Source organism: Micromonospora sp. NPDC050200 (assembly GCF_040656135.1).
GTDB lineage: Bacteria > Actinomycetota > Actinomycetes > Mycobacteriales > Micromonosporaceae > Micromonospora.
On sequence record NZ_JBFALG010000011.1, the window covers coordinates 41,948 to 57,674 of the forward strand.

Annotated in this window: 12 protein-coding genes; 10 read left to right on the forward strand and 2 right to left on the reverse strand. The window is 71.5% G+C overall.

Annotated features, from left to right (window positions below; translation table 11 throughout):
• The first annotated feature begins 128 nt into the window (after positions 1–128).
• Both AB0I41_RS10175 and AB0I41_RS10180 read left to right on the forward strand, forming a co-directional pair.
• Positions 129–1,661, forward strand: a complete 1,533-nt coding sequence (locus AB0I41_RS10175; protein ID WP_357104398.1) for an MFS transporter — start codon at positions 129–131, stop codon at positions 1,659–1,661.
• A 121-nt stretch (positions 1,662–1,782) separates the two neighbouring features.
• On the forward strand, positions 1,783–2,307 hold the full coding sequence (locus tag AB0I41_RS10180; RefSeq protein WP_357104401.1) for a hypothetical protein: 525 nt from the start codon (positions 1,783–1,785) through the stop codon (positions 2,305–2,307).
• 267 nt (positions 2,308–2,574) lie between these two features.
• Here AB0I41_RS10180 and AB0I41_RS10185 read toward each other — a convergent pair whose 3' ends face one another.
• Complete coding sequence (locus AB0I41_RS10185; RefSeq protein ID WP_357104404.1) at positions 2,575–3,987, reverse strand: alkaline phosphatase PhoX; 1,413 nt, start codon at positions 3,985–3,987, stop codon at positions 2,575–2,577.
• A 191-nt stretch (positions 3,988–4,178) separates the two neighbouring features.
• Between AB0I41_RS10185 and AB0I41_RS10190 the strand changes: the two genes are divergently transcribed.
• Complete coding sequence (locus AB0I41_RS10190; RefSeq protein WP_357104407.1) at positions 4,179–6,716, forward strand: FtsK/SpoIIIE domain-containing protein; 2,538 nt, start codon at positions 4,179–4,181, stop codon at positions 6,714–6,716.
• Complete coding sequence (locus AB0I41_RS10195; RefSeq protein ID WP_357104409.1) at positions 6,717–7,364, forward strand: hypothetical protein; 648 nt, start codon at positions 6,717–6,719, stop codon at positions 7,362–7,364.
• Positions 7,365–7,557: 193 nt separating this feature from the next.
• Here AB0I41_RS10195 and AB0I41_RS10200 read toward each other — a convergent pair whose 3' ends face one another.
• Positions 7,558–7,779 (reverse strand): hypothetical protein, encoded by a 222-nt coding sequence (locus AB0I41_RS10200; protein ID WP_357104412.1) that lies wholly within the window; start codon positions 7,777–7,779, stop codon positions 7,558–7,560.
• A 261-nt stretch (positions 7,780–8,040) separates the two neighbouring features.
• Here AB0I41_RS10200 and AB0I41_RS10205 point away from each other — a divergent pair, with 261 nt between their 5' ends.
• From AB0I41_RS10205 to AB0I41_RS10230, 6 genes are all read left to right on the forward strand, one after another.
• Positions 8,041–8,286: a winged helix-turn-helix domain-containing protein gene (locus AB0I41_RS10205; RefSeq protein WP_357104414.1), complete on the forward strand. Its 246-nt coding sequence runs from the start codon at positions 8,041–8,043 to the stop codon at positions 8,284–8,286.
• 118 nt (positions 8,287–8,404) lie between these two features.
• A complete protein-coding gene (locus tag AB0I41_RS10210; RefSeq protein ID WP_357104417.1) occupies positions 8,405–8,668 on the forward strand; it encodes a DUF6244 family protein in 264 nt (87 codons plus the stop codon).
• Positions 8,669–8,700: 32 nt separating this feature from the next.
• Positions 8,701–9,135, forward strand: a complete 435-nt coding sequence (locus tag AB0I41_RS10215) for a hypothetical protein (protein WP_357104419.1) — start codon at positions 8,701–8,703, stop codon at positions 9,133–9,135.
• A gap of 148 nt (positions 9,136–9,283) precedes the next feature.
• Complete coding sequence (locus AB0I41_RS10220) at positions 9,284–12,751, forward strand: DEAD/DEAH box helicase family protein (protein WP_357104421.1); 3,468 nt, start codon at positions 9,284–9,286, stop codon at positions 12,749–12,751.
• A gap of 59 nt (positions 12,752–12,810) precedes the next feature.
• The gene (locus tag AB0I41_RS10225; protein ID WP_357104423.1) at positions 12,811–14,202 is read left to right on the forward strand and encodes a hypothetical protein; all 1,392 of its coding nucleotides are present in this window, start codon (positions 12,811–12,813) and stop codon (positions 14,200–14,202) included.
• The gene (locus tag AB0I41_RS10230) at positions 14,199–15,695 is read left to right on the forward strand and encodes a class I SAM-dependent DNA methyltransferase (RefSeq protein ID WP_357104425.1); all 1,497 of its coding nucleotides are present in this window, start codon (positions 14,199–14,201) and stop codon (positions 15,693–15,695) included. The genes AB0I41_RS10225 and AB0I41_RS10230 overlap by 4 nt, the downstream gene beginning before the upstream one ends.
• Positions 15,696–15,727 lie beyond the last annotated feature (32 nt).

The following is a 15,727-nucleotide window of genomic DNA, read 5'->3' on the forward strand; positions in this document are numbered from 1 at the left end:
TGCTCCGGGTGGTGAGGTCGCTCACTAACACCGGCATATAGGTTCAATTGCGGCCAGACTTGTCGGCTGCCGAACCGTCCTGCGGTTCGGCTTCGTCATGTCGTCGTCTGGACGGAAAGGTCGTGGCCGTGGGCGTCACGTTCAACGCGCTACGCCACCGCAACTACCGGATCTGGGCCGCCGCCGGTTTCGTATCCGTGATCGGGACCTGGATGCAGGTCCTGGGGGTCAACTGGTTCGTGCTGGCCGAGACCCGCTCGGCGACCTCGATGGGCCTCGCCGTCCTGCTCCAGGCCCTGCCCACGCTGCTGCTCAGCGTCTGGGGCGGCGCGCTGGCCGACCGGGTCCCCGCGAAGCCGCTGCTGATCACCGCCCAGGCGGCCCACGCCGCCCTCGCGGCCGGGCTGGCCGTGGTTGCCGTCACCGGCACCGGCGGCCTCCCGGCGATCTACGCGATCTCCCTGGTCACCGGCGCGGTCTCCGCCATCGAGGGCCCGGTGATGGGTCGCTGGTGCTCCACCCTGGTGGACCGGGACAGCCTCGGTAACGCCCTCGCCCTCGGCTCGCTGACCAACTCCGCCGGTCGCATCCTCGGCATGAGCGCCGGCGCCGTCGTGGTCGCCGCCGTCGGCCCCGCGCCACTCTTCGCCATCAACGCCGTCAGCTTCGTCGCGGTGGTCGCGGCCCTGTTCGCCGTACGCGAGCGGGACCTGCACGCCGGCGAGCCGGCGGCGACCGACGCGGCATCGGCGGACGGCGGCATCCGGGCCGGCTTCCGCTACCTCCTGCGCCAGCCGGTGGTGCTGGTCGCGCTCGCCCTGTCGTTCGTGCTGGGCAGCCTCGGCCGCAACTACCAGGTGACCATGGCGGCGATGAGCGACGGCCCGCTGCACGGCGGCGCGGCCGGCTACGGCGTCCTCTCCACCGTCTTCGCGGTCGGCACGGTGCTCGGCGCCCTCGTCGCCGCCCGCCGGCGCGAACTGGGCTACGGCCTGCTGGTTGGCGCCGGCCTGCTGGCCAGCGGCCTGCAGATCGTCGCCGGCCTGGCCCCGGGCACCATGAGCTTCGCCGCGGTGATCCTGCCCGTCGCCGCCGCAGCCGTGGTCATCGACACCACCGTCGGCGCCCGGGCCCAGCTCGACACCGACTACGTCATGCGCGGCCGGGTGCTGGCCGCGTTGGCGGTCACCGGCTCGGTCTCCGTCGCGGTCGGCGCGCCCCTGCTCGGCTGGCTCTCCGAGCACGTCGGCCCCCGGCCGACCCTGGTACTGGCCGGGGCGACCACGGCGGTCGCCACCGCCGCCGCCGGGGTGACGCTCGACCGGCTGCGCGAGCGGCGGCTGCGCCGCCGGGTCACGCGGGTGCTGGCCGTGCCCCTCGTGCGCCACCCCGCGCGCCGGGTCGCCTCGGCAGCCGCCCGCGTCTCCCGACCCGCGTCGGCGGCCTTGGCCCGGGCCGTTCGGCCCGGCTCGGTCGCGGCCCGGACCGCCCGACGGGCGGCGGGCGCCGTACCCGTCACGAGGCCCGCACCTTCCCGGCCGTCCGGCCGGCTGCCCGCGAAACACGAGTGCGCGACTTGCGCACCGCACCGCCGTCGCTCCCGGCTGACGGATACCGTCCGACCCGACGCCCACCTGGCCGACTGCCCCCGCGCGGGCTGACCCGCTGCGGTAGCCCCTGCGTCGGCCGACGTCCTGGGCCGTCGGCCCCGCGTTGGCCGGGCGGGTGGAGAGCCCGGGTCCGACCATTTCCGGGACCCGCCGCCATCGTTACGCTGCGATCATGGATACCGAGGAGCGGCTGCGGCGGGTCCGCCGGTGGCTGTGGATCGTGCTGGTGGGTCTGTTCCTGAGTGGAGTGACCGCGTTCCCGCTGGAGATCGAGGTGCGCTGGCTGCTGCGGGCGCTCGACCCGTTCGCCGACGACCTGCCGGCCCTGGTCGGCTGGATCGACCGGGTGCACACCGGACTGGTGGAGACCGGCGACCGGTACCCGTTCATGCTCTACGGCACCGACTGGCTCGCCTTCGCCCACCTGGTGCTGGCGGTGGCCTTCTGGGGACCGCTGCGGGACCCGGTGCGCAACGTCTGGGTGGTGCAGCTCGGCATGATCGCCTGCGCCGGGATCGTGCCGCTGGCGCTGATCTGTGGGCCGATCCGGGACATCCCCTGGTTCTGGACGCTGGTCGACCTCTCCTTCGCCGTCGGCGCCTTCCCGCCGCTCTGGTTCGCCTACCGGCACATCCGGGCGATCGAGGCCGCCGCCGGCGTGCCGTCGGAGTCGTCGGTGGCGGCGCCGGCAAACTGACGCCGCCCCGGGCGGCATGAATCGTCCACGACATCAGCTCTGTAGCGTCCGGGCACAGTTCCCGGCCCCCGGGGCGCTCAAGAGCCTCGCCGCCCGGCTGCGCCACGCCGACCCCGGCGCTGGGAGCCGCGTGCGGTCTACCCGGCCGGGGTGCCCGCCGAGGTGCTGCGGCGCCGCCGACGGCCCGCCCGACCCGGCGTGCCGTCCCGACCGAGGGCCGGGCGGCCGGCGTTCCAGGCGGGGACGCCGGCCGCACCCGCCGGCGGATCAGGCCGGGTCGGCGTTGCTCGGCCGCCCCCACGGCCCGGTGATCGCGAAGACGTAGCCGGGGGACTGGATGTTGGCGAACAGGACCGTGCCGTCCGCGCTGAACGTCGGGCCGGTGAACTCGCTCTCGTTGAGCTCGTTGCGGGCCAGCGGGTACGCCTTGCCCTCCGCGGTCACCCCGACCAGGTGGGACAGGCCCTCGCCGTCCTCGGCCAGGATCACCCCGCCGTACGGCGAGACGGTGATGTTGTCCGGGCCGTCGTAACCGCCCTCCTGGTCCGGGTTCGGGTTGACGCCGAAGATGGTCTTCAGGGTGACCGTCTCGGAGCGCGGGTCGTAGAACCAGACCTGGCCGTCGTGCTCGTTGACGCTGCCGTCGCCGTGCCGGGCGAAGCTGGCCACGAAGTAGGCGCCGCCGTCGGCCCACCAGGCGCCCTCCAGCTTGCGGCTGCGGGTCACCTGCGCGTCGGTGAACTGCTTGCGCACCGAGACGGTCCGCGCGTCCCGGTCGGGCACGTCGACCCACTCCACCCTGTACCGGGTGCCCGGGCGGGTCGCCTCCGACAGGTCGGCGACGTGCTGGTCACCGAGGAAGCAGCTCATCGCCGCCAGCTCGCCGGCGGTGCCGCCGTCCGGGCGCAGGGCCAGCGCCCGCAGCGCGCCCTTGCCGCCCCGGAAGCCCGACGGCGGCGTCCAGCGGAAGTAGAGGCCGTTCGGGCCGCCCGCGTCCTCGGTCAGGAAGATCGAGTGGGTGTACGGGTCGACCGCCACCGCCTCGTGGGCGTAGCGGCCGAGGAACCTCAGCGCCACCGGGTCGAGGTTCTGCTCCCGGTCGTGCGGGTCGACCTCGAAGACGTACCCGTGGTCCTTGAGGTACTTCCCGCCGGCCCGCTGCTCGGTCTCCTCACAGGTCAGCCAGGTGCCCCACGGGGTGATCCCACCGGCGCAGTTGTTGTGGGTGCCGGCCACGCTGACGTACTCGCGCAGCCGCCGTCCCGCCCCGTCCACCTCGATGGTGGTGGTCCCGCCGCGGGCGCCCGGGTCGTAGGTGAGGCCGGGCAGCGCCGGCACCGGGTACGGCTCGCTGCCGCCGATCTCGTGGTTGTTGACCAGCACCGAACCGGTGGGGGACCGGAAGCAGCCGGTGCCGTCGGCGTCGCTGGGCGTCGGGTGGCCACTCTCCAGCAGCGTGCTGCCGGCCTGCGCCACGATCGTGTACGAGAAGCCGGGCGGCAGCGCCAGCAGGCCGGCCGGGTCCGGCACCAGCTCGCCGTAGCCGACGGCCGGGCGGCAGGCGGCCCGGGCCGCGGCCGGTCCGGCGATCGCGTCCAGGCTGCCGGCCACCACGATACCGAGGCCGCCGGCCGCGCCGCTGCGCAGCAGGTTGCGGCGGGAGATGGGGGAAGAGGTCACGTGGTCACCTTCCAGATCGTTCACGGTGTCGTCCGCCAGCAGGCAAGCCGTATCGATGGAACACGACCGGCGCGATGGGAGACCGACAGGTGAACACTGGGCCAACGCCTGTGGCGGCGCCGTCTCGTGCGTCGCCGGCCCGGCTCCGTTAGGGTTCCCTCGACCGGACGGACGTCGTGGGGGAGCAGACGGTGGGCAGGCTCGCGGCGACGTACGGGCAGGCGGTCACCGCCCACCGGCAGGCCCGCGACCGGTGGGCCCGGGCCCGGGCGCTGCTCGACCGGCTGGCCGGGCAGCCCGTGCCGGAACGCACCGTCGACCTCGTCGCCCGGCTCGGCCGGCTCGCCACCGACCTGACCGCCCCCACCGCCCCGGCGACCCGCCCGGCCGGCGAGCCCGCGCCGGTACGCGTCGGCGAGGCCACCACCGCCGACGGCCGGTTCCCGCTGCTGCTGCCGCTGGGCGCCGGCCGGCACCTCGCGATCAACGCCGACGCCCGCGACCCCCGGGTGGCGGTGCTGCTGCGGGTGCTGGTGCTGCGGCTGCTCGCCACCACCACGCCCGGCGCCGTCCGGGTGGTCGGCGTCGACCCGGCCGCGCTGGGCGCCACCTTCCTGCCGCTGCGGCCGCTGCGCGACGCCGGCGTGCTCGGCGCGACGGCCACCACCGAGGCCGAGATCGGCGCGCTGCTCGACGCCGCCGAGGCGCACGCCCGCGCCGCCCAGCAGGCCGGCCGGGACGACCACGAGCTGCTGCTGGTGGTGGCCGCCTCCGCGCCGGCCCCGCGCGAGCTGGCCCGGCTCGCCGCGCTCACCCACGCCGGGCCGAGTGCCGCGGTCTGCGTGCTGCTCGCCGGCCACCCGGCGGCGCCGCCCGGGCCGGCCCCGCCGCTGGGTGCCACCACCACGCTGCGGCTCGACGAGCGGTACGCCTGGGTCGGCGACCCGCCCGGGCACCCGTTCGGTGACGACGGCGCCGGGCTGGCCGTACCCGTGCTGCTCGACGGCGACCCGCCGCAGGAGGCCGTACGCTCGCTCGCCGGGCGGCTGGCCGCGGCCGTGCGGCGCGACGCGGCGCTGCACGTCGCGGACCTGCTGCCCGAGCGGCGCTGGACGGAGTCCGCGCGGGCCGGCCTGCGCACGGTGGTGGGCCGGGCCGGGCGCGAGCCGGTCACCCTCGCCTTCGACGACGCCACCCCGCACTGGCTGGTCGGCGGGCGCACCGGCGCCGGCAAGACCGTCTTCCTCGTCGACGTCCTCTACGGACTCGCCGCCCGCTACTCCCCGGCCGAACTCCAGCTCTGGCTGCTCGACTTCAAGGAGGGCGTCAGCTTCACCGAGTTCGTCCCCACCGAACGGGACCCGTCGTTCCTGCCGCACGCCCGTACCGTCGGCGTCGAGTCCGACCGCGAGTACGGCCTCGCCGTGCTCCGCGAGCTGCGCCGGGAGCTGGGCCGCCGGGCCGAGGAGTTCAAGCGGCACGGGGTCACCAAGCTCGCCGACCTGCCGGCGGACGCGGCGGTGCCCCGGATCGTGACCGTGGTGGACGAGTTCCACGTGCTGCTCGCCGGCAACGACCGGCTGGCCCGGGAAGCCGTCGACCTGCTGGAGGAGCTGGCCCGCAAGGGCCGCTCGTACGGCGTGCACCTGGTGCTGGCCAGCCAGAGCACCACGGGCATCGAGGCCCTGTACGGCCGCGCGGACACGCTCTTCGGGCAGTTCGCGCTGCGGGTGGCGCTGCCCGGCGGCGAGGCCGTGCTCGGCCCGCGCGCCGCGACCGCCACCGCCGGCGCGGTCGGCACCGCCGTGGTGAACACCGCCGCCGGCGCGCCCGGCGCGGACCTGCTGGTCCGCTTCCCCGACGCGCACGCCGACGCCCGGCAGGTCGCCCGGCTGCGCTACGAACTCTGGGACGAGCGGCCGGAGGGCTCGCCGCCGCCGTCGGTCTTCCGCGGCTACGAGGCCGCGCACCTGGAGGACGAGCCGGCCGCCGCCGCCCTGCGCCCCGGCGGGCGGCGCCCGTCGGCGCTGGTCGGCCGGACGGTCGACGTGGCGGGCACCCCCGCCCGGTTCGCCCTGGACGCCGCCCCCGGGCGGCACCTGGCCGTGGTGGGCACCGCGGCGACCGGGGCGCACGTGCTGCGGGCCGCCGCGCTGAGCCTGGCCCGCCAGCACGCCCCGGGCGAGGCGGAGTTCGTGATCGCGCCGCTGGTCGAGGCCGCCGACGAGATGGCCGACGACACCACCGCCGGGATCAAGGCGGCTGGGCACCCGGTCAGCCAGGTCGACGCGGCGGGGCTGCGCCAGCAGATCGGCGAGCTGGCCGCCGACCCGGGGCAGCGGGGCCGGACGTACCTGGTGGTCTTCGGGGTGGACGCGGCCGGCGCCACCCTCGCCCGGACCGACCCGGGCACCTTCCGCTCCGGGCACGACGACCTGCGGGCGCTGCTGCGCCAGGGGCCCGGTCACGGGGTGCACCTGCTCGGCTGGTGGCGCGGGCTGCGCCGGCTCGCCGACGACCTCGGCGGCTCGCAGAACCGCGACGACGTGGCCTGCCTGGTGGCGCTCAACGTGCCGGCCGCCGACCTCGGCCTGCACCTCGGCGTCACCGACCTGGCGTACGCGCCCCGGCCCGACCGGGCGCTGCTGGTGGACCGGCACGCGCAGCGGACCGCGCTGATCGTGCCGTTCGTCCGCCCGGGGCACCGGCCCGAGGACGAGGAGCGCTGAGTGTCCACCTTCGAGGAGTACGCCGCCGCAGTGCGCCAGCTCTCCGCGCAGGTCCGCGACGGCGAGCGGGGCGCCGCCGCCGAGGCGGAGCGCCGGCGGCGGCTGCACGGCGGGGTGGCGCAGCTGGGTCAGCGGCTCGCCGCCCAGGGCCAGCGGCTGGACCAGCTCGGCGAGGCGATCGGCGTCGAGTCCGTCCCCACCGCCCCGGAGAACGCCGACCAGCTCCCGGACGCCGACCCGGCGGCCGTCCTGGATGAGGCGCGCCGCCTGGTCGACGAGGCCGACCTGCGGACCCGGCAGGTCGAGGCCCTCGCCGCCCGGCCGGAGTTGCTGCCGACCTGGTCACCGGCGGCCCGGGCGGTGGCCGTCTACGTCGCCTGCGCCGCCGCCGGGGTGCTGCTCATGCTGGTCCTGGTGGTCGCCTCCGGGGTGGGACTGGTCAGCGGCTTCACCCTGGGCGCGTGGATCTGCGCCGGGCTGCCGGTGCTCTCCTTCGCCGCCGGCTGGCTGATCCTCGGGCGTTGGGGGCGGCCCGCCCTGGGCACGGTGGAGCCGCCGCGGTTCGTCCCGCTCGGCTTCGTCATCTGCGTCGCGCTGGTGCCGACCGCGTACTGCGCCAGCCTGCTGCTCGTCCGCTTCCTCCGCTGATTCTTGGCCGCCAACGCCGCCGCCCTGTCGGTGTGGTGCGTCAGCCGGGTCCGCGCGGCCCGCTGCTCGTCGCACGGCCCGGGCCGTCCGCAGCCGCGGCACACCCCGGTGTACGCCTCGACGGTGTGCTCGTCGATCGTCCGACGTGCCTCGGCGATCCGTTGCGCGGCGTACGCCCGGTACGCGGCGGCGTTCATCGTGGCGGTTCGTCGTCGGCGCCGGTCGCCCGTGCGGCCCCGACCCGGGCGTGTCTGATCAGGAGGGCGAAGCTCACCTCCGGGCAGGGGTAGTCCTCGCCGCAGCCGCAGAGCCAGCGGCTGACCCGGCGCGGGGGATGGGCGAAGAGGATGTCGTCGGCGTCGGCGAGGTCCTGCGCGGACACGAAGTCCGACTGGTCGGGTGAGTCGTCGTCCACGGGTATGTCTCCCGTCGGGTGGGTCTCCTCGGGCGCGGTGCTGTTGTGCTGGTGCGTCAGTCAGGCAGGGGTGGCGTGGGGGCCGCCCCGGCACGCCCGGCCGTCCAGGGGACCGGCCGACCGGGCGCTCTGCGCGGTGGGGAAGGACCAACTCCGGGTTTGCAGACCTGGGAGCCGGTTGAGGAAGAGCGTATATAACAGGTCATGCACGCGCAAGCACTGAGCGTGCATTGCTTGCTATACAAAGTTTCACGTGATCAAATGGCGGTGCAGACCTGGGAGACACCAATGCCCGCCAAAGCCAAATGGGCGCAGATAGCCGATGGCATCCGCGCCGAGATCCGGTCCGGTGAACTCGCGCCGGGAGAAAAGTTGCCATCGACGTCCGAGTTGTGCCGTCAGCACAACGTGTCGGCCATCGTCGTCCGGCAGGCGATCAACGCGCTCAAGATCGAGGGGCTCGTCGAGGGCGTCGGTGGCGTCGGCGTGTTCGTGGCCGAGCGGTAGTCGATAACTCGTACGTCATCGCATTGTCGCGGTGAGTGCCGATCTCGTACTCTCCCTTGTGGTCAATGCCGATGCGGTGGCGTGACCGATCGACGCGGGGCGACCAGGGGGAGGGCGCGTGAGCGCAGCGCAGATGATCGCCAGGCTGGCAGCAGCGGCACAGAAGCTCGACGAGGCGAAGGCCAAGACCGCCGCCGCGGCGCAGGACGCCGCCGAGGCGCGGGCGCTGGTCGCCGGTGCGTTGGAGGGCGTGGCCGCCGGCCCGCTGATCGGCATGATCGACGCGTACCGGCAGGCGCTAGCGCAGGCGACCCAGGGTGGCGAGCCGGCCAAGCAGCACGTCCAGGAGACGATCGCCAAGGTCCAGGCGCTCGGAAATTGAGCCCGGATGGAGGCGGCGACGGAGGCGGCGGAATGACGACGGGACAGGAATCGTCGGGCCTAGGGCGTGACGAGCTGGACGGGTTCCGGATCGGCTATCTGCCGCCCGGCGTCGGGGAGCTGATCTCGGACTTCGTCACCGAGTGGGAGGACGTCCGGTTCACCACCCGGGTCTGGGAGAGCCCGGTTGATGAGGGCTACCGGGTCGACGTGCGGGTGCATGTGCTCCGGGGAGGACGGTTGGGGACGCTCGCGGACGTCCGCGACTTCCTCGTTGAGTACGACGAGCGTCCGGCAGACTGGGCGCTGACCGCGTTCCGGCACGGCGACGCGGAAGGCCTCACTGATGGCAGTGAGGCGTTCTGGCTCGTCGAGCCCGGTGTCGCCGTCGACCTGCGGGTGGACCCCGAGCGGTTCGACACGGCAACCCCGCTGACGATCGCGGAATCGATCATCGCTCTGGGCTAAGGGTCTTGCTTGTCTCAGCGATCGGTGATGTCGGATTCCTGATACTCGCTGCCGTCAGGCTCGCCGATACCGGCGAACATCCATATCCTGACGTGTTCATTGCTGGGCTACCGCGTGGAGAGTCGTGGATCCGAGACAGGTGCGTCGTTTGGCGGAGCAGTCCGCCAACTTCGGGTTCTTGAAGGACCACCCACTGCTGGTCTGGTACGGCGCGGGCGCGGAATCCCTCGTCTACGTCGACGCCCAGGCGGCGATGGTCAAGACCCGCAGCTTCGGCGAGGTGCTGGCCCACGATCTGGTGCGCCGGACCGGCGCCAAGCCGGTCAGCAGCAAGTTCGTCCACCAGGTGCAGGCGTTGAACGCGGACGGCACGCTCGTCCCGCGCATCTACACGGCGTTCGAGCGCCTGCGCAGCGTCGGCAACGAGGCGGTGCACGGTCACCTCAGCGAGGTACGCGAGGCGCTGGAGCTACTGCGGACCTGCTTCGAGCTGGGGCTGTGGTTCCACCGCGCGTTGACCAACGACCGTTCGGCGATCGGCTTCGTGCCTCCCACGCCGCCGCCCCGCCAGGTGCCCGCGACGGTGGTGGACGGCCTCCAGGCCGAGATCGCGCGGTACAAGCAGGCGCTCGTGGAGAGCAAGCTGCTGCTGGCCGGGCAGCCGTCGCGGGCACAGGCCGAGGCCGACGCGGCGGTAGCCGCCGAGCGGGCGGTCCGTGAGGCCGACGCCCGTCGAGACGAAGCCGCCGCGCTGGTGGCGAGCCTCGCACCGGCGGCGGAGGTGGCTCAGCAGGCGTTCGACAGCGCCACGACGGCCAAGGTGTCCACCGCTAAGCGGGAAGACTTTATTGCCCGGGCGCGGCGGGCCTCGCACGAGCCGTTGAACGAGGCGCAGACCCGGGTCGAGATCGACCGCCAACTTGTCGAGTCCGGCTGGGTGCTCCAGAACGCCAGCCGGATGGACCCGTTCGCCGGGACCGGCGTGGCGGTGCGTGAGGTGACGCTGGCGACCGGTCGGGCCGACTACCTGCTCTACGTCAACCAGCGCCTGGTCGGTGTGGTCGAGGCGAAGCGGGAGGGAACCGCGCCGCGTGGCGTCGAGGGCCAGCTCGACCGGTACCTCAACGGGCTCACCAACGCGCAGAAGTTCGCCGCGTGGCGCCGGGACCAGCCGCTGCCCTTCGGGTACGTCGCCACCGGAACCGAGACCGCGTTCGTCAACCTGCTCGACCCGGTGCCCCGTACGCGGGAGGTCTTCGCCTTTCATCGGCCCGAGACGATCGCGCGGTGGATGCGGGAGGCGGACGACGATCGGGCCGCGCCGACGCTGCGGGCCCGGCTGCGGCGGATGCCGGCGTTGGATTCGTCCGGCCTGCGGCCGGCGCAGGCCGACGCGATCACCGGGCTGGAACGGTCGCTGGCCGAGGATCGCCTCCGCGCGCTGATCCAGATGGCGACCGGTGCCGGCAAGACCTTCACGGCGGTGACGGCAAGCTACCGGCTGCTCAAGCACGCCCGCGCCGGCCGGATCCTCTTCCTGGTCGACCGCAACAACCTGGGAAAGCAGACCCTGCGGGAGTACGCCGGCTACCAGACGCCGGACGACGGACGGAAGTTCACCGACCTGCACAACGTCGACCGGCTCTCCGGCGCCGGGATGCTCGACTCGTCGGCGGTGGTCATCTCCACCATCCAGCGGCTCTACGGCGCCCTGCGTGGCAACGAGTTGCCCGACGTCGACCTCGACGACCGTGAGTACGACAGCTACGACCTGGACGAGCCGGCCCAGGTCGGCTACAACTCGCAGATCCCGCCAGAGACCTTCGACCTGATCGTGGTGGACGAGTGTCACCGCTCGATCTACGGCAAGTGGCGGGGGGTCATCGAATACTTCGACGCTTTCGTGGTCGGGTTGACCGCGACACCGGTCAAGCAGACCCTCGGCTTCTTCCAGCAGAACCTGGTCTCGGAATACACCTACGAGCAGGCCGTCGCCGACGGGGTGAACGTCAACTTCGACGTGTACCGGATCAAGACGCAGATCACCGAGGCCGGGGAGAAGATCGAGGCCGGAACCGTCGTGCCGCTGCGCGACCGCCGGACCCGGGCCGAGCGCTATCAGGAGCTGGAGGACGACTTTACGTACGCCGGCAGTCAGGTGGGCCGGTCGGTGATCTCGAAGGGGCAGCTCAAGCTGATCCTGGAGACGTTCCGGGACCGGCTGTTCACCGAGATCTTCCCTGGCCGCCGCACGGTGCCCAAGACGCTGATCTTCGCGCGGGACGACAACCACGCCGAGGAGATCGTGCAGATGGTCCGTAGCGTGTTCGCCCGGGGCAACGACTTCGTCAAGAAGATCACCTACTCATCGCGGCGGGACGGCGACAATCCCGATACCCTCATCCAGGCGTTCCGCAACAGTCCCGAGCTGCGGGTCGCGGTCACCGTCGACATGATCGCCACCGGCACCGACGTGCGGCCGCTGGAGTGCGTGTTCTTCCTACGCCCGGTGCGCAGCGCGACCTACTTCGAGCAGATGAAGGGCCGCGGGGCGCGGGTCATCGCCCCGGCCGAGTTCCAGTCGGTGACTCCGGACGCCGAGATCAAGGACCGGTTCGTCATCGTGGACGCGGTCGGCGTCACCGAGGCCGACCTGGACGAGGCGGTGCCGCTGCAACGGCACACCGAGAAGCAGATTTCGCTGCGGGACCTGCTCAAGAAGGCCGGCGCGTTGACCGTCAGCCCGGACGAGGTGGCCACCCTCGCCTCCCGGCTGTCCCGGCTCAACCAGCAGCTCACCGACGCCGAGCGCGACGAGCTGACCGCCCTCGCCCAGCAGCCGCTGACCCGGATCGTGCGGGGGCTGGTCGATGCGGTGGCCCCCGAGCAGTTGAACCCTGCCAAGGAAGCCGGGCCGGAGGCCGTCCGCGAGCTAATGACCACGGCGCTGCGGCCACTGGCGGCGAACCCGGCACTGCGCGAACGCATCTTGGAGATCCGTCGCGCCCACGACATCACCATCGACGAGGTGAACGTCGACACCCTGCTCTCGGCGGCCGGGGTGCCGGCGGAGGAACGCGCCCAGGCCACCGTGAAGAGCTGGCACGACTACCTGGAAGAGCACCGCGACGAGATCACCGCCCTCCAGGTCTTCTTCGAGGGCCGGGGACGGGCCGGCTATGACCAGCTCAAGGAGTTGGCGGCGCGGATCGCCCGGCCGCCGCAGGCCTGGACCCCGGAGTCGCTGTGGAAGTCGTACGTGCTGCTCGGGCGCACCTCGGCTGCGTCGGGCGGAAGGGGAGTGACGGACCTCGTCAGCCTGATCCGGTATGAATTGGGACTCGATCGGGAGCTGCGCCCCTACCGCAGCGTCGTCGAGGAGCGCTTCCGTGGGTGGCTGCTCCGGCAGGAGCAAGGGGGCGCTACCTTCACTGCCGATCAGGAGTGGTGGCTGGAGAGGATCAAGGATGTGATAGCGGTCAGCGTGGAGATCACCACCGACGACCTGGAAGGCGCGCCGTTCACCGAGCGCGGCGGCATCGACGGGTACGCCCACGCCTTCGGCAACCGCGCCGAACCGCTGCTGGACGAGTTGAACCAGGAGCTTCCCGCATGATCGACCCGTCCGGGATTCCAGCAACTTGGAGGTGGGCTAGCTTTGGTGAGGTAGCCCGCGTGGCCTCCAACCTCGTTGACCCACGGGATTTCATGGATTGGCCGCACGTCGCCCCTAACCATGTTGAATCAGGTACTGGGCGGCTTCTGCCTTATCGCACGATCGCAGAGGATGGAGTAACGAGTCCTAAGCACCTTTTTCGTGCTGGTCAGCTCGTTTACTCAAAGATTCGCCCGTACCTGGCGAAGGTTGTCGATGTCGGCTTCGACGGCCTCTGTAGCGCCGACATGTATCCAATCGATTGCTATATTGATCGCCGGTTTCTTCTTCGTTGGATGCTGAGCCGTGCCTTTACGGCTGCGGCAGCCGGCCACCAAGCTCGCACCGTGCTACCTAAGATCAATGAGCGAGCCCTTTCTCAGTTGCCCGTGCCCGTCCCGCCCCTCGACGAGCAGCGCCGGATTGTAGCGGCCCTTGAATGTCAGCTTTCAAACTGGGCGGCGGGAAATTCCCAACTGGCCCAGCTCCAGCGTCGCATCAACCGATTCCGAGATCAGGTTATGCTGTTGGCCTCGGTCGGTCATTTGACGGGCCGTAAGGCGCATGGGACCGCTCTTGCTCTAGAACCGGCAGGGGTGCAGGACGGCGAGTTGCCGACGATTCCTGATTCTTGGCAATGGAGGCGACTGGAAGAGTTCGCTGACGTCGTCGGTGGAGTGACCAAAGACAGCAAGCGGCAATCAGATCCTGACTTCGTTGAAGTTCCATACCTGCGGGTTGCAAACGTGCAGCGCGCGCGCCTCGATCTTTCGGAGATCGCCCGCATTAAGGTTTCGCCGAAGAAGGCCGAGCAGTTAAGGCTGCGCGTAGGTGACGTACTCCTGAACGAGGGCGGCGACCGTGACAAGCTCGGCAGGGGCTGGATCTGGGAAGGACAGGTGCCGGATTGCATCCATCAGAACCATGTCTTCCGTGCCCGCATCAAGGATGACGTGCTGCACCCCAAGCTGCTGGCCTGGCACGCCAACGGCTTCGGTCGGCGCTGGTTCGAGGTCAACGGACTTCAGAGCGTCAACCTGGCCTCGATCAGCCTCGGGAAGATGAAGAAGTTCCCCGTGCCCATCCCGCCGGCGTCGGAGCAAGACAAGCTTGTGCAGGTGGCCGAGGAGTACCTGTCACTGCTGGACAGTATGGAAGGCGCTGTGGCTTCGGCCCGCCGCAAAGCAGATCAGCTGCGAGCCGCGCTGCTGGCGGAGGCGTTCGCCGGTCGGCTCGTACCGCAGGATCCGAACGATGAGCCGGCGTCGGAGTTGCTCGCTCGAATCAAGGCCGAGCGGGCATCCGCCGCGCCGAAGCAGAAGACGGGCTCACGTCGTACCCGCAAGGAGCTGCCGGCTCCGGCGACCAGGGTGACCGGCGACGACTACCAGCAGGAGGTTTTGCCGCTGTGAGCACTGTGGATTCGCGCCGGCTGGTGCAGAAGCTCTGGAACTACTGCGATGTGCTGCGCGACGACGGCGTTTCGACCATCGACTACGTCGAGCAGTTGACCTTCCTGCTCTTCCTCAAGATGGCCGACGAGCGGGCCGACCGAAAGATCAAGCCCGAGAAGATTGTGCCCGACGAGCTGAGCTGGCAGACCCTGCTCGACGCCGACGGCGACGCGCTGGAGGTGCAGTACCGGCACATCCTTACCGGGCTGGCCCGGGAGGGCGGCACCCTCGGCACCATCTTCCGCAAGGCGCAGAACAAGATCCAGGACCCGTCGAAGCTCAAGCGGCTCATCGTCGACCTGATCGACAAGGAGGAGTGGTCGAGCACGGGCGTGGACGTCAAGGGCGACGCCTACGAGGAACTGCTCGCCAAGGGGGCCGAGGACGCGAAGTCCGGTGCCGGGCAGTACTTCACCCCGCGGGCACTGACCGTCGCGATGGTCGACTGCATGCTGCCCACCCCCGATGACACCATCACCGACCCGGCGTGCGGCACCGGCGGCTTCCTGCTCGCCGCGTTCGACCACATCCAGCGGCACCACGGCAGCGCGCTCACCCCCGACCAGCGGCGACGGCTCGCCAACGGGGCGATAACCGGCACTGAGCTGGTCGACGGCACCGCGCGGCTCGCCGCGATGAACATGCTGCTGCACGGCATCGGCACCCCGGGTGGCGACTCCCTGATCGCGATCAGGGACGCGCTCGGCAGGGAGCCCGACCGGCGGTACAGTCTGGTGCTCGCCAACCCGCCCTTCGGGCGCAGCTCCTCGATCCGGATGGTGGGCGAGGACGGGCGAGCCTCCTCCCGGGGAGACGGCGAGATCAACCGCCCCGACTTCTGGGCCACCACTGCCAACAAGCAGCTCAACTTCGTGCAGCACATCGCCTCACTGCTGGAGATCGAGGGGCGGGCCGCCGTCGTCCTGCCGGACAATGTGCTCTTCGAGGGCGGCGCGGGGGAGGCCATCCGCCGCCGGCTGCTCAAGCAGTATGACCTGCACACCATGCTGCGCCTGCCCACCGGCATCTTTTACGCAGGCGGGGTGAAGGCCAACGTGCTCTTCTTCGAGCGCAAGCGCGCCCGCGAGGAGCTGTGGACCCAGAAGCTCTGGGTGTACGACTTCCGGACTAACCAACACTTCACCCTGAAGCAGAACCCGCTGCGCCGGGAACACCTCCAGGACTTCGTCGACTGCTACCTGCCTGGCAAGGACCGCGCCGAGCGGGTGGAGACCGAGCGGTTCCGCGCCTTCGGCTACGACGAGCTCATCGCCCGCGACAAGGTGAACCTCGACATCACCTGGCTCAAGGACGCCTCTCTCGAAGACGCCGACGCGCTGCTGCCGCCCGAGGTGATCGCCCAGGAGATCGTCGAGGACCTCCAGGCGGCGCTGCGCGAGTTTGCCGCCATCGCTGAGGCGCTTGGCGCATCCGACTCGAAACCGGCCTGAGCGGCCCTCGATCGCGAGATCCCGACTTGGTG

Excerpts from the sequence above, each read along its gene's own strand:
- AB0I41_RS10180 (WP_357104401.1), top strand. The coding sequence starts at position 1,783 with ATGGATACCGAGGAGCGGCTGCGGCGGGTCCGCCGGTGGCTGTGGATC.
- AB0I41_RS10215 (WP_357104419.1), top strand. The coding sequence starts at position 8,701 with ATGACGACGGGACAGGAATCGTCGGGCCTAGGGCGTGACGAGCTGGAC.
- AB0I41_RS10205 (WP_357104414.1), top strand. The coding sequence starts at position 8,041 with ATGGCGGTGCAGACCTGGGAGACACCAATGCCCGCCAAAGCCAAATGG.